Raw genomic sequence first — 18,723 nt, 5'->3', positions numbered from 1 at the left:
TAACTTATCGTTAACAAAACGTACTCTGTGTATACAGAATACGAGGAGGAAAAGAGATGAAAAAACCCGTGAAAAGTTGGCTGGTCGCAACGTCGGTCGCATCGTTGCTGGCAGCCCCGGGGATTTCCCAAGCCAATACCGAAGTCGAAGCCCTCACGAAGGACCCCAAGAACTTCGCGAGTTGGGGCGGGGATTACTATGGCATGCGCTACAGCGCGCTGGACCAGATCAATAATAAGAACGTAAAGGATCTTCAGCCTGTCTGGACTTTCTCGACCGGCATGCTGCGTGGTCACGAAGGTGGCCCTCTCGTCATCAATGATGTGATCTATATTCAGACGCCTTACCCGCACAAGGTTTATGCGCTGGATCAAGGCACTCAGTCCGTAATCTGGGAGTACTCTTACTCACCCGATAAGGATGTCGATCCCAACCAGGTTATCTCGGTCATGTGCTGCGACGTGGTAAACCGTGGTCTCGCGTACGGCGACGGCAAGATCTTCCTGGCTCAGGGTGACGCTACGCTGGTTGCCTTGGACGCCAAGACCGGCAAAGTGGTGTGGAAGACCAAGAACGGCGAACCCAAGCTCGGCATGACCAGCACCAACGCTCCGCTGGTGGTAAAGGATAAGGTCATCACCGGTATCGCCGGCGGCGAGTTTGGTGTGCGCGGTTTCCTCGCGGCTTACAACATCAAAGACGGTACCTTGGCTTGGAAAGCCTACAGCATGGGTCCGGATTCCGACATCAAGGTCGATCCGGAAAAGACCATGACCTGGACCGACGGCAAAATGGCGCCGGTCGGCAAGGACTCCAGCGTGAAAACCTGGGAAGGCGATCAGTGGAAGCTCGGCGGTGGCACCACCTGGGGCTGGTACAGCTACGATCCGAAACTCAATCTGGTCTACTACGGCTCCGGCAACCCCGGTACCTGGAATCCGAGTCAGCGTCCCGGCGACAACAAATGGTCGATGACCCTCTGGGCTCGCGATGCGGATACCGGCGTGGCCAAGTGGGTTTATCAGATGACCCCGCACGACGAATGGGACTATGACGGCATCAATGAGACGCCCTTGATCGATCTGAAAATGACCGACAAGAACGGCAAGGAGCACGACAAGTTGATCGTCCACTTCGATCGTAACGGTTTCGGCTATACGCTCGACCGTGAAACCGGCGAGCTTCTGGTTGCCGAGAAATTCGACAAGGCCGTCAACTGGGCCAGCCACGTCGACATGAAGACCGGCCGTCCGCAGGTGGTCGACCAATACAGCACGCACAAGGGCGGTCCCGACCACAACACCACAGGGATCTGCCCGGCCGCTCTGGGTAGCAAGGACCAGCAGCCGATCGCGTTCTCGCCCCGGACCAATTTGGTCTATATTCCGGGCAACCACGTGTGCATGAACTACGAGCCTTTCGAAGTCGAGTACACGGCAGGTCAGCCGTATGTCGGCGCGACTCTCACCATGTTCCCGGCCGGTGTTGACGCCAAGACCGGCGAGAAGAACGGTTCGCATAACCTCGGCGTATTCACCGCCTGGGATCCGACGACCGGCAAGATCGTTTGGGCTAAGGACGAACCGTTCTCCGTATGGAGTGGCGCGGTTGCAACCGCTGGCGATGTCGTGTTCTACGGCACCTTGGAAGGCTACTTGAAAGCGGTTGACGCCAAGACCGGCCAAGAACTTTACAAGTTCAAGACCCCGTCGGGCATCATCGGCAACGTCAACACCTGGAGCTACAAAGGCAAGCAGTATGTCGGCGTTATGTCGGGTCTCGGTGGCTGGGCCGGTATCGGTATGGCCGCTGGCCTCGAAGGCGAAAGCGAAGGGTTGGGTGCTGTAGGCGCATACCGTAGCCTCAGTAACTACACCAAACTGGGCGGCGTATTCACCGTATTCGCTCTGCCTAACAAATAAATCTAAAGCGTTAGTTGTATAGTACGCCCTGGCTGATTCGTCAGCCGGGGCGTTCTTTTTGTAGTGGTTTTGAATGCCGAATTTTTACGTTTACTCTTGGTCTTAAAGACGTTTGTTCAAGCTATAAAGGAGTCCTTCATGACCGTTAGGTGCGATACCCGTCGGGCAGTGGTGCTTTTGGCGTCATTGTTGATGCCTTTTTCCGTGGCTCAAGCGGATAAAGATGCTTTCAAGGTTTGCGCAGACCCGAACAATCCACCTTTCTCAGATAAGAACGGTCATGGTTTCGAGAACAAAATTGCCGAGCTGTTCGCTAAGGAGTTGGGAAAAAAAGTCGAATACACCTGGTTCCCGCAGCGGATCGGCTTCATTCGGAATACTTTAAAAGCGCAATTGCCGGACTCCGACGAATACAAGTGCGACGTGGTGATGGGCGTGCCTACCGGATATGAGCTCGCCGCGACCACCAAGCCTTATTACCGTTCGACGTATGCCTTGGTTTACCGGAAAAATCGCGGCTGGGACGACATCAAATCGCCCGAAGATCTTGAACGTCTTCCGGACGAACGGAAGAGCAAGCTGCGCATCGCCATGTTCGATGGAGCGCCAGGCACAACCTGGCTATTCAATCATCAACTCGCCGATCAAGGGATACCTTATCAAAGCATGTCGGGAGATGCGTCGGTCAATACCGCTCAGATTCTTGCGAAGGATTTCTCTGAAGGGAAAATCGATATGGTCATCGTTTGGGGGCCGATCGCCGGTTACCTCGTCACTCAAGGGAAACCCGGGGCTTTCGGGATGATACCCATGAAGTCGGAAGAGTCGGTCAAATTCGACTTCCCTATCTCGATGGCCGTCCGCTTTCCCGACAAGGAGCGGAAAGAGGAGTTGAACTCTTTGATCGAACGAAACGCGAAGAAGATCGAAGCGTTACTACACGAGTATCGCGTGCCCTTGGTCGATCAGAATGGAAACCTGATCGAAGCGGCAAATAAAAGAAAAAAATAAGATATGGCGGGAGGGGCAGGGCGGTGGAGCCTTGCCCCTGCCTCGTTATGGCGGTTCCGGTAAACCGGGGTTTTTCAGCTTTCTCGCCGCATGTGCGGGAAGAGAATGACGTCGCGGATCGAGGGCGAATCGGTGAAGAACATTACTAACCGGTCTATGCCGATGCCCTCGCCCGCGGTCGGCGGCAGCCCGTATTCCAAAGCGCGGATATAGTCCGCATCGTAGTGCATCGCTTCTTCGTCCCCGGCATCCTTGTCTGCAACCTGTTTTTTGAACCGCTCCGCTTGATCTTCCGGGTCGTTCAGCTCCGAGAAGCCATTGGCGATTTCCCGTCCTCCGATGAACAGCTCGAATCGATCGGTCACGAATGCATTCTGATCGTTGCGGCGGGCGAGGGGCGATGTTTCGGTGGGATATTCCGTGATGAATACCGGACCCATCAGTCGATGCTCTACGGTTTTCTCGAAAATCTCGGTCTGGAGTTTGCCTAGACCATCGCCCGGGGTGACGAGATAACCCAGGCGCTCCGCAACTTGGGCCGCCCGATCGCGATCGGCGAGATCCTCAGCCGTCAGGTCCGGATTGTAGCGAAGAATCGATTCGAGTACGGTCAGCCGTTCGAACGGCTGCGCCAAATCGTAACTTTGACTCTCGTGTACGACGGTGGCGCTTCCGAAGAGCTTAACGGCTAGGCCGCGCAGCATTTCCTCGGACAAGTCCATCAAGTCCCGGTAGTCTGCATAGGCCTGATAGAACTCCAGCATCGTGAACTCCGGATTGTGCTTGGTGGACAATCCTTCGTTGCGGAAGCTGCGGTTGATCTCGAAAACCTTTTCGAACCCGCCGACGACGAGGCGCTTCAGGTAAAGCTCCGGCGCGATACGAAGATACAAATCCATATCGAGTGCGTTGTGATGGGTGATGAACGGCTTGGCCCGAGCTCCTCCCGGAATCACTTGCATCATCGGGGTTTCCACTTCGAGAAAGTCCCGCTCGAGCAGAAACTGCCGAATAAACTGAACGATGGTGCTGCGCATCTTGAACACTCGCCGCGAATCCTCATTCATGACGAGGTCGACATAGCGCTGCCGGTGGCGGGTTTCTTCGTCCGTTAGGCCGTGAAATTTCTCCGGCAAGGGGCGCAGTGATTTGGTAAGAAGGCGAATGCCCGTGGCTCGTATGGACAGCTCGCCGGTCTTGGTTCGAAACGCCGTTCCCTCGACGCCGATGATATCGCCGATGTCCCAGTGCTTGAAGGCTTCATATTCGCCTTCCGGCAGGGCATCCTTCTGCAGGAAAATCTGAATGCGGCCGGACATGTCCTGAATATGGGCAAAGCTCGCCTTGCCCATCAGTCGCTTGCCCATCAGTCGCCCGGCGGCTTTCACCCGGATGTTGCGCGTTTCGAGGATGGCGCCATCCTCGTCCCCGTATTGGTCATGAAGTGCCTGTACCAGTGTGTTGCGCCGGAAATCGTTGGGGAAGGCAATGCCGCTCCGACGCAATTCAGTCAGTTTTTCCCGCCTCTGAGCGATGAGTTTGTTTTCGTCGAGTTGTTCGGTCATACCGTTTCTTGTTACGAAAATGTTTCAGGGAAAGCTCCGCTTGAGCGGAGTAAACCAGGCTGTTTGCGGCGGGCCGGGCATACTCCGACCGCCTTTAAGCCTCACAGGCCGCTTTTCAAGCTGGCTTCGATGAACATGTCCAGATCGCCGTCCAGCACGGCTTGCGGGTTGCCGGTTTCGACCCCGGTGCGCAAATCCTTGATCCTTGATTGGTCCAGTACGTACGAGCGAATCTGGCTGCCCCAGCCGATGTCGGACTTGGAATCTTCCAGTTTTTGCTTTTCCGCGTTGCGCTTCAGCATCTCCATCTCGTAGAGCTTCGCCCGAAGCTGTTTCATGCACCGGTCGCGGTTGGCGTGCTGGGACCGTTCGGTCTGGCACTGTACCACGATGCCGCTGGGAACGTGCGTGATGCGCACGGCGGATTCGGTTCGGTTGACGTGCTGTCCGCCGGCGCCGCTGGCCCGGTATACGTCGGTGCGGAGATCGGCCGGATTGATTTCGATATCGATCGTGTCGTCCACTTCGGGCGAAACGAATACCGAGGAGAACGAGGTATGCCGACGATTGCCGGAGTCGAACGGCGATTTTCGCACCAGACGGTGGACGCCGGTTTCGGTTCGCAGCCAGCCGTAGGCATATTCGCCCTCGAAGCGGATGGTGGCGCTCTTGATGCCGGCAACGTCACCGGGCGACTCTTCGATCAGTTCGGTCCTGAAGCCGCGGCGTTCGCCCCAGCGAAGATACATGCGTTCCAGCATTTCCGCCCAGTCCTGGGCCTCGGTGCCGCCGGACCCCGCCTGAATGTCGAGGAAGGCATTGTTCGGGTCCATTTCGCCGGCGAACATGCGGCGGAATTCGAGATCGGCTACCAGCTTTTCGAAGCGTTCGAGATCGGTAGCCACGGTGTCCACGGTCGCTTCGTCGTCTTCTTCCACCGCCAGTTCGAGGAGTTCCTCGGTGTCGTTCACACCTTGTTCGATGCTGACCAGGTTATTGACGACCGACTCGAGTTGCGTCCGTTCGCGCCCCAGATTTTGGGCTCTTTCGGGATCATCCCAGATTTTCGGGTCTTCCAGTTCCTTTAAAACTTCGTCCAGCCGCTCCCGTTTGGTATCGAAGTCAAAGATACCCCCTAAGAGCTGCCTGGCGGCTCTTCAAGTCTTTGATTTGGTTGTAGAGGGGATTGAGTTCGCGCATGGTGAATGGTTTTCAGTATCCGGCGAAAAAACCGCGATAGTACTACAGATGAGCGAGAAGAAAAACGAGCGGAAGCGTTCGGCTCAACTCGGCATCAGTCCCAGCGCTTGTCTCGCACCTGAATCATGCCGTTTGCGATGCGGACCGGAAAGCACGGGAGGTCCTCATAGGCCGGGGGCTTGAGGACTTTGCCGGTCTTTAGGCAGAAGCGGGCGCCATGGCGAGGGCAGACGATTTCGCAGCCTTCCAGCCGGCCGCTCGCGATCTCGGCGCCATCGTGGGTACAGACATCCTCGACGGCATAATACTCGCCGTCGATCATGAATACGGCGACGTCGGTTCCGTCGACATCCACGACGACATGCTCGCCGTTTTGAAGACTGCCTTCACGGGCGACATCGATCCAGTCGGACATGAAACGACTCTCTCTTTATTCGGTACTGACGGTGTCGGCTTCGTTCTTGAGAGCCGCTTGCAACGAATGCCAGGCCAGGGTGGCGCATTTCACCCGGGCCGGGTAGGCGCGTACGCCCGACAGGACCGCCAGTTTGCCGATTTCTTCCAGGTTCACGGCGTCGTCGTTCTTGCCGGTGGTGATGCGATGGAACAGATCGAACAAGTGCTGGGCCTCGTCCTCGGTGTGGCCTTTGACGATTTCGGTCATGAGCGAGGCCGAGGCCGTCGAAATGGCGCAGCCCGAGCCTTGGAAGCTCACGTCCTCGATTACGCCGGCGTTGACTTTGACGTAAAGCGTGATCTTGTCGCCGCACAAGGGGTTGAACCCCTCGATCTTGCGGTTGGCGTCTTCCATCACCCGGAAATTGCGCGGGTTGCGGTTATGGTCGAATACGACTTCCTGATAGAGATCCCTGATCTGATCCAGCATTAGCCGAACACCTCGATGACTTTTCGAATACCGTCCACCAGGATATCGATTTCCTCGAAGGTATTGTAGAGCCCGAAGGAGGCGCGGGCGGTCGCGGGCACGCCGAAGAAGTCCATCACCGGCATGGCGCAATGGTGTCCTGCCCGGATGGCGATGCCGAGGTGATCCAGAATCGTGCCGATGTCGTGGGGGTGTATGCGCTCCAGCGTAAACGACAGGATGGCGCCTTTCCGTTCTGCGGTGCCGACGATAGTCAATTGCGGAATTTCGAGGGCCCGTTCCGCGGCGTATTGCAACAGCCGGTTCTCGTACTCGGCGATGGCATCCATGCCTATGGTCTCGAGATATTCCACCGCCGTGCCCAGGGCGATCGCGTCCACGATGTTCGGCGTGCCCGCTTCGAACTTGAAAGGCAGGGTGTTGTACTCGGTTTTATCGAAAGTGACGCGGCGGATCATGTCGCCGCCGCCCTGATAAGGCGGCATCGCCTCGAGCCATTTTTCCTTGCCGTAGAGAATGCCGATGCCGGTCGGACCGTACAGCTTGTGCCCGGACAGGGCGTAGAAGTCGCAGTCCAGGTCCTGGACGTCCACCGCCATGTGAGGCGCCGCCTGCGCGCCGTCGAGAAGCACCGGAATGTCCCGGCTATGGGCCAATTCGATGATGGCTTTGACCGGGTTGATCGTTCCCAGCGCATTGGACATGTGGCAGACCGAGACCAGCCGGGTGCGCGGCGACAGGAGTTGCTCGAATTCGTCCAGCAGAAGTTCGCCGGTTCGGCCGATCGGAGCGACCTTCAGCTTTGCGCCGGTTTGTTCGCACAGCATCTGCCAGGGGACGATGTTGGAGTGATGCTCCATGGCGGTGATGAGGATTTCGTCGCCTTCTTTCAAGGTGCTGCGGCCGAAACTTTGGGCAACCAGATTGATGGCTTCGGTGGTGCCCCGCACGAACACGATTTCGTGGCTGTGCTTGGCATTGAGAAACTGCTGTAGCTTCTCGCGCGCACCTTCGAAGAGATCGGTCGAGCGCTGGCTCAGGGTATGCACGCCGCGGTGAACATTGGAGTAGTCGTTCTCGTAAACCCGGCGGATGCAATCGATAACTGCTGTGGGCTTTTGCGTGGTGGCGGCGTTATCTAGATAGACCAGCGGTTTACCGTTCACCGTTTGGCGGAGAATCGGAAAGTCCTCGCGAAGTTTCGCGACGTTATAACCGACCGAGTTCGGCCGAGTTTTCAGGCTGGCCGCGCTTGGAGCGGAATGTGCTGGATTCTGTGTCATAACGGCTTGGGAAGCGGAAACCTTGTTCATAGCCAATCCTTTCGGATGTCGGATTGCGGCAGAAAAGACAACAGTTCGCTTTGAACCAGTCTTTTGAGACTGCTTAACCGTATCTTTTCGACCATTTCATTGGCAAAGGCGAAGGTGAGCATATTGCGCGCCGTCGGTTCATCCACGCCGCGCGATTCGAGGTAAAAAATGGCCTCCGGATCGAGTTGCCCTACCGTCACGCCGTGAGCGCATTTCACGTCGTCCGCGTGAATTTCCAGCTGCGGCTTGCTGTCGATCTCGGCGTCTTCCGACAAGAGCAGGTTGCGGTTGCTCATTTCGGCGTCGGTTTTCTGGGCTTCCGGGTGAACGACGATGCGCCCTGCAAAGACGCCCCGCGCGCGATCCCCGGCGATGCCGCGGTAGGTTTCGCGGCTGGTGCCGCAGGGTGCCCGGTGATGGATCAGGGTCTGGGTGTCCAGATGCCGCCGTCCGGTCGCGAGGAACAGTCCGTCCAGTTCGCACTCCGCCGCATGGCCCAATTGAGCGTGAATCTCGGTACGAGCCAAAAGGCCGCCGAAAGCAAGATGATGCTGGCGGAGTCGGGCCGAGCGCGCCTCTCGCGCGTAAATGCCGCCGAAGTGATAGCTCTTGGCGGTCTCGCTCTGAAGCTTGTAATGGTCGAATCCCGCATTCTCGCCCACCGAGATTTCGGTGACCGAGGCCGTGAGATAGCTTGAGTCTCCGATACCCGCATACGTTTCAACGAGGCTGGCTTCGGCATTCTGCTCCAGCGCGACGAGATTGCGGGTCACAGACAGTCCGTCCGGGCGTGTCGAGAAATGGATCACCTGCAAGGGTCTGTCCAGAACCTTGCCGGCCGGGATGTGCACGAATGCGCCGTCTCTGAAATACGCGGTGGTGAAGGCGATAAAGCCGTGAGCTACTTCCGGAACCACTTGGTTGAGTAAGCCCTCGATCAGATCGGGATACTGTTCCAGCGCGTTGGCCAGAGATGTCGCGATTACGCCCTCGGGAAGGTTGGCAGTCACGGAATGTTCGGCGGAATAAACGCCGTCGACGAAGACCAGCAACCACGCACCTTCCAGACGGAGCCGCGCCAGAGCGTTCGTATCCGTCGCGCCTGCGGGCGCGCCCACAGTCGGCACGAACAGCTTCTTCTCCAGGGTGGCGACATTGGTGTACTTCCACTCTTCCTCGCGCGGCGAGGGAAAGCCGCTGGCGGAGAAGCGGCTTTGGGCCTCTTCCCGCAGCCGGCGCAGCCACGGCAGATGCTCGCCCGGCAGCTTCGATGCCAATTCGCGATAGTGTTCGACGTAGTGCTGAGCTGCGCTCATGTCAGGCACCCGCAGACGTCAGTTGATCGACCCAGCCGTAGCCTTTCTTTTCCAGTTCCAGCGCCAGGCTGGCGTCGCCCGATTTCATGATCCGGCCGTGGGCGAGCACGTGAACGTGATCCGGCTTGATGTAGTTCAGCAGGCGCTGGTAATGGGTGACCAGGATGAAGGAGCGATCCGCCGAACGCAGGGCATTCACGCCGTCCGCCACCAGCTTGAGCGCGTCGATGTCGAGCCCGGAGTCGGTTTCGTCGAGAATGCACAGGCTCGGTTCGAGCACCGCCATCTGGAGGATTTCGTTGCGCTTCTTTTCGCCGCCGGAGAAGCCTTCGTTGACGCCGCGGTATAGGAACTGCTCGTCCAGATTTACTGCCTTGATCTTCTCCTTGACCAGTTTCAGGAAGTCCATGGCGTCGACTTCGCTCAGGCCCCGATGTTTGCGGATGGCGTTCAGGGCGGCCTTCAAGAGATAAATATTGCTGACGCCGGCGATTTCCACCGGGTATTGAAAGGCGAGAAAAACGCCTTCACGGGCGCGCTCCTCGGGTTTCATCTCCAGAAGATTCCGACCGAGATAGCTCACGGTTCCATCGGTGACTTCATAACCCGCGCGACCGGCCAGCACGTGGGACAGCGTGCTCTTGCCGGAGCCGTTCGGTCCCATGATGGCATGGACCTCGCCGGGCCTGATGTCCAGGCTGATGCCTTTGAGGATGGGTTTGTCGTCGACCCGGACGTGGAGATTCTCGATTTTGAGCATAACTGACTTACCTGAGGTTTATTCTGTTGGATGGATCGACCGGGATACTAGCCTACGCTGCCTTCCAAACTGATTCCCAAGAGCGCCTGGGCTTCCACGGCGAATTCCATGGGCAGCTCCTTGAACACTTGCTTGCAGAAGCCGTTCACGATCATCGATACCGCGTCCTCGGCGGACAGGCCACGCTGCATGCAGAAGAACAGCTGGTCCTCGCTGATCTTGGAGGTGCTGGCTTCGTGTTCCACCTGAGCCGTGGGTTGCTTGACCTCGATGTAGGGGAAGGTATGCGCGCCGCAACGATCGCCGATCAGCAGCGAGTCGCACTGGGTGTAATTGCGCGCATTCTCGGCGCTTTTCAGAATCTTCACCAGTCCGCGATAGCTGTTCTGGGCGCGGCCGGCGGAAATCCCCTTGGAAATGATGGTGCTCTTGGTGTTCTTGCCGAGATGGATCATCTTGGTGCCGGTGTCGGCCTGCTGGCAATGATTGGTTACCGCAACCGAATAGAACTCGCCCACCGATTCGTCTCCGCGCAGGATGCAGCTCGGGTATTTCCAGGTGATGGCAGAGCCGGTTTCGACCTGGGTCCAGGAAATCTTGGATTTGCGGCCCCGGCAGTCGCCACGCTTGGTGACGAAGTTGTAGATGCCGCCGCGGCCTTCCTCGTCGCCGGGATACCAGTTCTGCACGGTCGAATATTTGATCTCCGCGTTGTCCAGGGCCACCAATTCCACCACCGCGGCATGCAGCTGGTTTTCATCCCGCATCGGGGCGGTGCAGCCTTCGAGATAGCTGACGTAGCTGCTATCTTCGGCAATGATGAGGGTGCGTTCGAACTGGCCCGTTTTCGCGGCGTTGATGCGGAAATAGGTGGACAGCTCCATCGGGCAGCGCACGCCTTTCGGGATGTAGACGAATGAGCCGTCGGAGAACACCGCCGAGTTGAGCGCCGCGAAGAAGTTGTCGCCGGGCGGCACTACGCTGCCGAGGTATTGGCGCACCAGGTCGGGATGATTCTGGATCGCTTCCGACATGGAGCAGAAAATCACGCCCGCTGCCGCCAGCTTTTCCTTGAAAGTCGTCGCCACCGATACGCTGTCGAACACGGCGTCGATGGCTACGCCGGCCAGCCTTTCCTGCTCGTAAAGCGGGATGCCGAGCTTGTTGTAGGTTTCCAGCAGCTTCGGGTCCACCTCGTCCAGGCTCTTCGGCTGTTCCTGGGACTTCGGCGCCGAGTAGTAGCTGATGGCCTGATAATCGACCGGTCCATAGTGGACGAAAGCCCACGTCGGCTCTTCCATGTTCAGCCAGTGACGGTAGGCTTCCAGCCGCCATTCGAGCATGAACTCGGGCTCGTTCTTTTTGGCCGAGATGGCGCGTATCACGTCCTCGTTGAGGCCGGGTGGAAGGGTATCCGCCTCCAGGTCGGTGACGAAGCCCGGCGCATAGTCCTTTTTGATGAGTTTATCCAGGGTTTTCGCTGTCGCAGACATGATGTTTACTCCGCGCCTTTATCTCGGCTGATAGTGAAGGGTGCTGACCGGGATATGGATTTCCTCGGACGCTTTAGTCAAGGGCATGACCATATCGGCCAGGCTGACCGACTCCAGGGCGGTTCGGATCGCCCGGTTGATGACGCCCCAATGGCCACGAATCTGGCATGACGACGACTGCTGGCACTGATCGTGGTCGAGGCCGCATTCTGTCAAGGCGATCGGTCCTTCGAGGGCGTAAATGATAGTCGCCACGCTGGTCTTGTCCGGCGATCGGGTCAACTGATATCCGCCTTTGGCGCCGCGCGTGGATTTGAGGATGTCGGCCTTGGTCAAACTCTTCAGAATCTTGCTCACCGTCGGGATCGCGACTCCGGTCGAATCGGCCAAATCGGTCGCGGCATAAGTGCGTTCGGGTTCTCCGGCCATATGTCCCAGAACGATGATGGCGTAATCGGTTAGTTTGCTGATGCGAAGCATGGCGCTACCTTTCTAATTAAGGACCATTTTAGTCCTATATAAATCCCAAGTAAAGTAGTAGGCTTTTGTTGAACCCGGCTGTTTTCTGGACCTCGAAGGATATACAGATTGCGGTTGCACAATGTTGGAGCTCAAGGCGCCATCATTCGGCGTTATACTGTTGCGAACCCGCACGTAATTGCGCCATTAAGGCACTTTTATTGCCAGCAAGGAAAAAATGAGATGAACAAAGTTTGCCCAACCTTGGGGATTTTTTTTCAGTTTGCTGTAACCGTTTTAGCTCTCGGCACCGTTGCTGCGTCCGCCGTTCAGGCCGAAGCTCCTGAGCTCATCCCGGATACGCCCGCCGTCCACATACAAAGTCTTCTCAAGGAGGGTACGCATCCCAAGCTGCGCTGGGGCAAGTTTCCCGACTACAAGGCGCAACTGGAGCAGTTGTATTACCAGAACGGCCTTACGCCTTTATGGCTGAACGAAGGAAGGCCGACGCCGCAGGCAGAGACGCTGGTGGCGAGCTTGGCGGAGGCGGACAGCAAAGGGTTGAACGCTGCGGATTATGACGCCGAGCTGTTGGGCAAGTGGTTGAGCGAGTTCGATACGACGGCCGCAAATCCGCGGGAAGTCGCTTCCTTTGATGTGGCTCTGAGCCTCGTGGCCATGCGTTACGTATCGAATCTGTATGTCGGGCGCATCAATCCGAATAACATCGATTACGGACTCAACGTCGAGCCCAAGAGGGTGGATCTGCCGAATCTGATTCAGAAAATCGCTCAGAGCCAGCAACCGGCGGCGATGATCGATGCTTTGGAGCCCAAGTTTCCTATCTATGAGCGGCTCAAGGCGGCGCTGCCTCAGTATCAGCGGTTAGCAAAGGAAATGACCCCGGTCCAGTTTTCTTTTCCGGCGAAATTCAGTCCGGGAGATCGCCATAAGGATGTGCCGGCGCTGAGACATTTGTTGCTCGCTCTTGGGGATTTGAACGAAATCAAACAGGGTTCCGCCGGCTCCCCGGTTTACGGACCCGAGCTTGCGCAAGCGGTCAAGAGTTTTCAGCAGCGCCACGGGTTGACGGCGGACGGCATTATCGGAAAAGGTACGCTGAATCAGCTCAATTTCCCGCTGGCCGACCGATTGCGGCAAATTCAGCTCGGGCTGGAGCGTCTTCGCTGGTTGCCCGAACAAATCCGCGGCAACTATCTTGTCGTCAACATTCCGTCATTCCAGCTGTTCGGTTTTCGAAACGGCTCCGCTTTCGGAACGTCCGATCTTCAGATGAACGTCATCGTCGGGGAGTCCGTCGACGGACGTCATACGCCCGTCTTTCACTCGGATATGACGTATATCGTCTTTCGGCCGTACTGGAATCTGCCGTACAAGATCACGGTCAAGGAAATGCTGCCGCAAATTCTCAGTAACCCCGGATACTTGGCGAAGAACAGCCTGGAGCTGGTCCCGAATTTCTCGCCGAATGCGCCCGTTTATGAGCCAAGCTTCAGAAATATCGAGATGCTGACGACTGGTACTCTCAAGTTGCGGCAGAAGCCGGGCCCTAAAAACGCCTTGGGTTTGGTCAAGTTCGCGTTCCCTAACCACAATAACATCTATCTGCACAGTACACCGTCCAAGGGATTGTTCAAGAAAGCCAGGCGCGATTTCAGCCACGGCTGTATCCGAGTGGAAGATCCGGTTGCTCTGGCGGAATTCATTCTGGCAGACCAGGGTGAATGGACCCGCGAACGGATCGAATCGGCCATGACTAGAGACAAGCCGAAAACCGTCACCTTGAAGCAGGCCGTACCGGTTTACATCTTCTATTCGACGGTGTTGGCGGACGAGTCAGGCACCGTGAGCTTTTACGATGACATCTACGGCCACGACCTGATTCTCAGCGACCTGCTAGCGAAGGGCTTCCCTTACCCCTCATGACGAGGAGGGGAGCGAGCGGAGAGAGCGCTCTAAATCGGATTTGGAGCGCTGAATCTATTATCGGGCAAGGCTACCAGGAACGAACTCTGCCGGTATCCAAATGAACGAAATCGGAGCGGCGGTAATAGCCGACGCCGCCCTGTTGTAGGGCGAGCGCTGCCTTCTGGATCGTGCGCGTACTGATATCGCTCATGCGAATATCGATCGCCTTGCCTTCCATGTGCAGGCTGTGTTCGGCCACGCCATGGCTGGTCTTGCGCAGCATCCGGTTCGTTTCCGGAGAACGGTATCCCGAGACCACCTGAAACGTGCCGCGGCTCCCGGTGAATACCGAAACCGCATAGAGCAAATCGATCAGGCCGGAATCCATCGGATGGACGCTATCTGTACGATGGTCCCGCAGAAAATAGTTGAACTGCCTCAAAGTTCGGCGGTCGTAATACTGTTGCGGGCTACAAAGGAGCGTCAGTTCTTCGCCGGTATTTAAATTATGAAATGAGAGCTTGCGATCTTTACTGAAGATTTTCGCAAGCGCATCGGTCGAGGGTAAAAGCAAAGCTCCGACAGCAGCCATTCCGGCACGCGTCAAAAATGCTCGCCGGGATATGCTGGCGTCGGATATTCGATGCCTATTATGAGAATTTGTGTTAGTGCTCATATGCTAAGTTCCCTTTTTTAAATAAGGTCTTCGCATAGGCATCGAAGAATTCTCCGTAGTCCCTTCTCCGCCACCAATGCGCGGAGGCGGGGAACTCGTCGATGCCCGGGTGAACGGCAACCCGCCCACCGAAAAACGCGAACTTTACTTTTCGTGCCTTACGGAATCAAGCTTTAAAACTACCTCCTCATTTAAAGCATAAATCGCGCCATTCGTGAGTAGCCGCTAAGTGCCTGTGATTCAAAGCTCGGCGGCTCTGTCGATACTGTCCCGGTCTGGTCGTTAAATGCTTCTTTTCTCATAAAGAAATATTGATGGCATCAAAATCCGCTGCCCGATCATGGGCAGTCCGACCCGAATCAGTGCTTTCACGAACCAACTGGCACGTCAAAAAACCGGCGGATTTTGCAGCGTCCAATTCCCCTTCAACGTCCGAGAGGAACAGGATGGAGGCGGGCGGCAAGCCAATCTGCCGAGCAATCTCCCGGTAGGAATCGGCATCTTGCTTGGGGCCGATCCGAGTGTCGAAATAACCGGAAAACAGCGGCGTCAAATCGCCGTATTCGGTGTGTCCGAACAGGAGTTTTTGGGCGTGGACGGATCCCGAGGAAAATACATAGAGATCGATGCCCTGAGCTTTCCATTCCCTTAGCTTGCGCACGGCGTCCTCATAGATGTGACCGCAATAATCCCGTTTGCGGTATCCCTCTTCCCATATCATCCCCTGCAATGCTTTGAGGGGCGGTGACTTTCGATCCTCATCGATCCAGCGAATCAGCTGTTCTGCGACTTGTACCGTGCTCAACTCCATTCCGCAGAGTGAACGCACCTCGTCGAACAGCTTCGCTACATCCGGATTATCGGCATGATGAGCGACGAAACTCATCATACGCTCGCGGGAGTAGGGGAACAATACATCTTTGACAAAGGATATCGATGATGTAGTTCCCTCGATGTCAGTCAAAATCGCGCTAATCATACGTACTGGGTCAAAAATTGTTCGAGTTTGGGAAAGGTGTCGGCAATATTGGCGCCGGTGAATCGAGCGACCCAGCCTTCTGGAGAAGTGAATAAGCGGATTGCCTTCAGATTCGGATTCTCGCCCATGTCGAACCAGTGCTTGACATGCGCCGGGACGCTGATGAGGTCGCCTTGCTCGCACAGCAGCACGTATACCTTGTCGTTGGGATGCAGATAAAAGAGACCTTTTCCATCGACGAAGAAACGCACCTCGAAATCGTCGTGAGTATGTTCGCTGAGAAACTTGGTGCGCAGTTCCGCCTTCTGCGGATGGTCCGGGCGTACGCTGATGACGTCGACCGAGCGAAATTCGTAGCGGTCGATCAGCCGATCGATGGATGGACGATAGGCCGCGATAATGGACTCCTGATCGGCGTCGGGAGACAGTTCCTGGTCGGCGGTCCAGCGCTCGAACAGCACACCGATTTCCCAAAGCTTCGTGGCGATGGTTTCCGGTTCTCGGATCACCTCGGCATTTTCCGGCCGATTTTCGGGATGAATGGTCAGTAAGCTCATGGCGTTCTTACTCCGTGTAAGCGACTCTCGATATCAAATAAAAATTCCAGCGCGTCGACATGACGCAGAGCGTCCTTCACCGAGGCTCCCCAGGTATAAAATCCGTGACCTGCGATTACATAACCGTAGATGTTGCCATGGAGTTCGATGTATTCGTCCACTTTCAGCGCCAGCCGCGGAATGTTCTGATCATTGGGGAATATCGGGATAACGATTCGAGTTTCATGCGTGTCGATTCCCGGCAGGGCTTTCAGCAGTTCGTAGTTCTCCAGCACCAGTTCGTCGCGAAAGAATCGCGAAAGCAAGGTGGCGCTCGGCGTATGCGGGTGCAGCACGGCACCGACATCCGGATAGCGGCGATAGATCGAGGTATGCAGCAAGGTTTCGGCGGAGGGTTTTTTTCCGTCCAGCGATCGGCCGTCGGCATCGATCAGCATGATGTCGTCGGGGGTCAGTTCGCCTTTGTGGCGTCCGGATACGGTGATGGCGATGCGCCCGTCGCCGAGCCGGGCGGAAAAGTTTCCGCTGGTTGCGGGGGCCCACCCCCTGCCGTGAATATAGCGCCCCGCTTCGATCAGTTCGCTGGCGCGCTGCTGGAATTCGTCGTGCATGGATGATGTCTGCCGTGCAGCAAAGCTCGCCATTGTAGTCGTCCCGATGGGCCGGCTCAATCCGGAAGATTTCTCAGAGATTGTTGAGAAAATCTGCTTCGCAGCCCGAGTTCGCGACGAAGGGGTATGAGAAATGTGGGCTAAATACAGGTCCAAAGCCGCTCGCGAAGTCCGGAGAATCGTCCGGGAACGCGCTTGATGGCGTCTTCCAGAATTTTCTGCGAGCCGTGTATTTCCGCTCGATGCCGCGCTCGGGTAACGGCCGTGTAAATCAACGGGCGGTCCAGTACCGGGCTTTCAAGGTCCGGTAGCGCCAGCACGATCTCGTCGAATTCGGAACCCTGGCTTTTGTGAACGGTCATGGCGTACACGGTTTCGTGTTCGGGAAGGCGTGTCGGCGAAAATCCCCGGATGTGGCCGTCCGCATCCTCGAAAAAGACCCGAAGTCCTGCGCCGGTTTCCAGCGCGATGCCGATATCGCCGTTGAACAGCCGGAGGTCGTAATCGTTGCGGGTCACGATCACCGGACGACCGGGATACCATCGGCTTCCCCGGCGCAATCGCCGTTGCACGTAAAGTTGTTCCTCGAACCTGCGGTTTATGCCCGCCGCTCCGCTATCGCCTTCCCGATGAGCGGTCAGTACCCGAAAACGGCCGAAAAGGCGCAGAACGTCCTTTGCTTCGTCGCCCGAGTCGACGGCTTCGAAGAAAGCTCGATAGCCGCCTTCCATCCTTCGGACCAAATCCACTCCGCCGACCCGTGTCCGCTCCCAATGAATCTCGGGGTGGCGGCCGCCGGCGAGCAACGCGACCGCTTCTTTCGCGCGCCCGGCATTGATCATTCGCGCCAATTGGCCGATGCCGCTCTCCGACCCGAAGCGATGGCTGTGGGTGAGGAGCGCGATACAATCGGACAGGGCCGGTGTGAACAGATCGCCCGACGGAATCTTGACACCCGAGGCTGCGTAAAGTTGATCGCAAAATGCCGGGCTGTAGCCGGACGATTCGCACAGATCGCCGAACACCGCGCCGGGTTCCACCGACGCCAATTGATCCTTGTCCCCCAGCAAAATCAGCCGCGCGCCTTTCGGCAAGGCGTCGATCAGCTTGGCCATCAGCGCCAGGTCGATCATCGATGCCTCATCCACCACCAATACGTCCAGCGGCAGCGGATTTTTCCGGTTATGGCGAAAGTAAACGGAGTCGGGCTTGGTGCCCAGCAGCCGATGCAACGTGGAGGCGGTTTCGGGGAGAGCGTCGAGTACGGCTTGCGGCACCGGCAGTTTCGCTTTCTGTTCGCGTATGGATTCCTGAAGCCGCGCCGCCGCTTTGCCGGTGGGCGCGCTCAGCGCGATGCGCAGCGGCTTTTCTCCGGCCTGGGATTGGAGTGCGGCGAGTATGCGAACCACGGTAGAGGTCTTTCCCGTTCCGGGGCCTCCGGAGATGACGCAGAACCGCCGCAACGTCGCCACGGCCGCAGCCAGCTTCTGCCGATCGGGCACCTCGGTGTTGTGCGCGAAAAGCCGGTCCAGTTCGGCGCGAAGCTCGGCCAAATCGATTTCCGGGCATGGGCTCTCTGCGAGAGATATCAAGTTGTCCGCCAATGTCTTCTCGTAATGCCAGTAACGCGTCAGATAGAGGCGGTTGTCCGCGTCGAGGATGAGCGGCGCGAAGCTGCCGGGAGCCCCGACCAGCTTGGACTTTCGGAGCAGCGCCAGCCAATCGGCGAGACCGGGCAGCGTAACGATGCCCTCGCCGTCGTCGGGGGCTACCTCGGAGCCGGCATAGTCGCACAGACGAATACAGATATGACCTTCCGCGACGGCCTGGTAAGCCAGCTGTGCCGCCCAGATGACCGCTTCGTCGGGATTGCCGTCGAGCCGGCCCAAGTAAGTGGCGAACTGCTTTCCGAGCGTCGAAAGCTTCAAGAGTTTCTGGGCGGCCGAGGCCGGTGCGGCCGGTAAGGAACGTGCGGAAGAACGCAACGAGGCAGCGCGGGCTTCGGAGTTCATGACCTTATTATTCGAAATGGGGAGATGGCCTATT

At 57.2% G+C, this 18,723-nt stretch carries 17 protein-coding genes; 3 read left to right on the top strand and 14 right to left on the bottom strand.

The window, feature by feature from the left end; all coding sequences use genetic code 11:
• Window positions 1-56 precede the first annotated feature (56 nt).
• Together ACWJJK_RS18395 and ACWJJK_RS18390 are read left to right on the top strand one after the other, a co-directional pair.
• A complete protein-coding gene (locus ACWJJK_RS18395; RefSeq protein ID WP_077730327.1) occupies window positions 57-1,922 on the top strand; it encodes a methanol/ethanol family PQQ-dependent dehydrogenase in 1,866 nt (621 codons plus the stop codon).
• 138 nt (window positions 1,923-2,060) lie between these two features.
• Complete coding sequence (locus ACWJJK_RS18390) at window positions 2,061-2,933, top strand: substrate-binding domain-containing protein (RefSeq protein WP_077730328.1); 873 nt, start codon at window positions 2,061-2,063, stop codon at window positions 2,931-2,933.
• Window positions 2,934-3,007: 74 nt separating this feature from the next.
• Here the strand turns inward: ACWJJK_RS18390 and lysS are convergent, their stop codons facing one another.
• From lysS to ACWJJK_RS18345, 9 genes are all read right to left on the bottom strand, one after another.
• A complete protein-coding gene (gene lysS, locus ACWJJK_RS18385) occupies window positions 3,008-4,498 on the bottom strand; it encodes a lysine--tRNA ligase (RefSeq protein WP_156879663.1) in 1,491 nt (496 codons plus the stop codon).
• A 101-nt stretch (window positions 4,499-4,599) separates the two neighbouring features.
• Window positions 4,600-5,698, bottom strand: a protein-coding gene (gene prfB / locus ACWJJK_RS18380; RefSeq protein WP_156879662.1) for a peptide chain release factor 2 whose coding sequence is annotated in 2 segments (ribosomal slippage) — window positions 4,600-5,622 and window positions 5,624-5,698 — 1,098 coding nt in all. Because the reading frame shifts where the segments join, the coding sequence is not laid out codon by codon here.
• Between the two features lie 94 nt (window positions 5,699-5,792).
• Window positions 5,793-6,113: a non-heme iron oxygenase ferredoxin subunit gene (locus ACWJJK_RS18375; RefSeq protein ID WP_156879661.1), complete on the bottom strand. Its 321-nt coding sequence runs from the start codon at window positions 6,111-6,113 to the stop codon at window positions 5,793-5,795.
• A 15-nt stretch (window positions 6,114-6,128) separates the two neighbouring features.
• Window positions 6,129-6,584 carry a Fe-S cluster assembly sulfur transfer protein SufU gene (gene sufU / locus ACWJJK_RS18370; RefSeq protein ID WP_077730332.1) on the bottom strand — a complete coding sequence of 152 codons (456 nt, stop codon included), beginning with the start codon at window positions 6,582-6,584 and terminating at the stop codon, window positions 6,129-6,131.
• Window positions 6,584-7,897, bottom strand: a complete 1,314-nt coding sequence (locus tag ACWJJK_RS18365; protein ID WP_434111596.1) for a SufS family cysteine desulfurase — start codon at window positions 7,895-7,897, stop codon at window positions 6,584-6,586. Before ACWJJK_RS18365 ends, sufU begins: the two co-directional genes overlap by 1 nt.
• On the bottom strand, window positions 7,894-9,213 hold the full coding sequence (sufD, locus tag ACWJJK_RS18360; protein ID WP_077730333.1) for a Fe-S cluster assembly protein SufD: 1,320 nt from the start codon (window positions 9,211-9,213) through the stop codon (window positions 7,894-7,896). The genes ACWJJK_RS18365 and sufD overlap by 4 nt, the downstream gene beginning before the upstream one ends.
• A 1-nt stretch (window position 9,214) precedes the next feature.
• Entirely contained in the window at window positions 9,215-9,973 is a 759-nt protein-coding gene (gene sufC / locus ACWJJK_RS18355) for a Fe-S cluster assembly ATPase SufC (RefSeq protein ID WP_156879660.1), read from the bottom strand.
• Between the two features lie 47 nt (window positions 9,974-10,020).
• Window positions 10,021-11,466: a Fe-S cluster assembly protein SufB gene (gene sufB, locus ACWJJK_RS18350; protein ID WP_086134254.1), complete on the bottom strand. Its 1,446-nt coding sequence runs from the start codon at window positions 11,464-11,466 to the stop codon at window positions 10,021-10,023.
• 18 nt (window positions 11,467-11,484) lie between these two features.
• Window positions 11,485-11,946, bottom strand: coding sequence for an SUF system Fe-S cluster assembly regulator (locus ACWJJK_RS18345; protein ID WP_077730336.1), 462 nt, complete (start codon window positions 11,944-11,946; stop codon window positions 11,485-11,487).
• A 222-nt stretch (window positions 11,947-12,168) separates the two neighbouring features.
• On the opposite strand from ACWJJK_RS18345, the gene ACWJJK_RS18340 reads away from it, so the two are divergent.
• A complete protein-coding gene (locus ACWJJK_RS18340) occupies window positions 12,169-13,872 on the top strand; it encodes a L,D-transpeptidase family protein (RefSeq protein ID WP_454128348.1) in 1,704 nt (567 codons plus the stop codon).
• Window positions 13,873-13,942: 70 nt separating this feature from the next.
• Here ACWJJK_RS18340 and ACWJJK_RS18335 read toward each other — a convergent pair whose 3' ends face one another.
• From ACWJJK_RS18335 to recD, 5 genes are all read right to left on the bottom strand, one after another.
• On the bottom strand, window positions 13,943-14,446 hold the full coding sequence (locus tag ACWJJK_RS18335; RefSeq protein WP_240502509.1) for a YcbK family protein: 504 nt from the start codon (window positions 14,444-14,446) through the stop codon (window positions 13,943-13,945).
• Between the two features lie 382 nt (window positions 14,447-14,828).
• Window positions 14,829-15,509 (bottom strand): acireductone synthase, encoded by a 681-nt coding sequence (mtnC, locus tag ACWJJK_RS18330; protein WP_086134257.1) that lies wholly within the window; start codon window positions 15,507-15,509, stop codon window positions 14,829-14,831.
• Window positions 15,506-16,066: a 1,2-dihydroxy-3-keto-5-methylthiopentene dioxygenase gene (locus tag ACWJJK_RS18325; protein WP_077730340.1), complete on the bottom strand. Its 561-nt coding sequence runs from the start codon at window positions 16,064-16,066 to the stop codon at window positions 15,506-15,508. The genes mtnC and ACWJJK_RS18325 overlap by 4 nt, the downstream gene beginning before the upstream one ends.
• Window positions 16,063-16,677, bottom strand: a complete 615-nt coding sequence (locus ACWJJK_RS18320; protein WP_240506964.1) for a methylthioribulose 1-phosphate dehydratase — start codon at window positions 16,675-16,677, stop codon at window positions 16,063-16,065. The genes ACWJJK_RS18325 and ACWJJK_RS18320 overlap by 4 nt, the downstream gene beginning before the upstream one ends.
• A 140-nt stretch (window positions 16,678-16,817) precedes the next feature.
• Window positions 16,818-18,689, bottom strand: coding sequence for an exodeoxyribonuclease V subunit alpha (recD, locus tag ACWJJK_RS18315; protein WP_156879658.1), 1,872 nt, complete (start codon window positions 18,687-18,689; stop codon window positions 16,818-16,820).
• Between the last annotated feature and the right edge of the window lie 34 nt (window positions 18,690-18,723).

It is taken from the genome of Methylocaldum gracile (assembly GCF_053646815.1).
The sequence above is the reverse complement of the archived record's forward strand: the minus strand, read 5'-3'. Positions and strand labels throughout refer to the sequence as shown.

Coding starts and splice junctions, on each gene's coding strand:
- ACWJJK_RS18395 (WP_077730327.1), top strand. CDS start 57: ATGAAAAAACCCGTGAAAAGTTGGCTGGTCGCAACGTCGGTCGCATCG.
- ACWJJK_RS18390 (WP_077730328.1), top strand. CDS start 2,061: ATGACCGTTAGGTGCGATACCCGTCGGGCAGTGGTGCTTTTGGCGTCA.
- lysS (WP_156879663.1), bottom strand. CDS start 4,498: ATGACCGAACAACTCGACGAAAACAAACTCATCGCTCAGAGGCGGGAA.
- ACWJJK_RS18375 (WP_156879661.1), bottom strand. CDS start 6,113: ATGTCCGACTGGATCGATGTCGCCCGTGAAGGCAGTCTTCAAAACGGC.
- sufU (WP_077730332.1), bottom strand. CDS start 6,584: ATGCTGGATCAGATCAGGGATCTCTATCAGGAAGTCGTATTCGACCAT.
- ACWJJK_RS18365 (WP_434111596.1), bottom strand. CDS start 7,897: ATGAACAAGGTTTCCGCTTCCCAAGCCGTTATGACACAGAATCCAGCA.
- sufD (WP_077730333.1), bottom strand. CDS start 9,213: ATGAGCGCAGCTCAGCACTACGTCGAACACTATCGCGAATTGGCATCG.
- sufC (WP_156879660.1), bottom strand. CDS start 9,973: ATGCTCAAAATCGAGAATCTCCACGTCCGGGTCGACGACAAACCCATC.
- sufB (WP_086134254.1), bottom strand. CDS start 11,466: ATGTCTGCGACAGCGAAAACCCTGGATAAACTCATCAAAAAGGACTAT.
- ACWJJK_RS18345 (WP_077730336.1), bottom strand. CDS start 11,946: ATGCTTCGCATCAGCAAACTAACCGATTACGCCATCATCGTTCTGGGA.
- ACWJJK_RS18340 (WP_454128348.1), top strand. CDS start 12,169: ATGAACAAAGTTTGCCCAACCTTGGGGATTTTTTTTCAGTTTGCTGTA.
- ACWJJK_RS18335 (WP_240502509.1), bottom strand. CDS start 14,446: ATGGCTGCTGTCGGAGCTTTGCTTTTACCCTCGACCGATGCGCTTGCG.
- mtnC (WP_086134257.1), bottom strand. CDS start 15,509: ATGATTAGCGCGATTTTGACTGACATCGAGGGAACTACATCATCGATA.
- ACWJJK_RS18325 (WP_077730340.1), bottom strand. CDS start 16,066: ATGAGCTTACTGACCATTCATCCCGAAAATCGGCCGGAAAATGCCGAG.
- ACWJJK_RS18320 (WP_240506964.1), bottom strand. CDS start 16,677: ATGCACGACGAATTCCAGCAGCGCGCCAGCGAACTGATCGAAGCGGGG.
- recD (WP_156879658.1), bottom strand. CDS start 18,689: ATGAACTCCGAAGCCCGCGCTGCCTCGTTGCGTTCTTCCGCACGTTCC.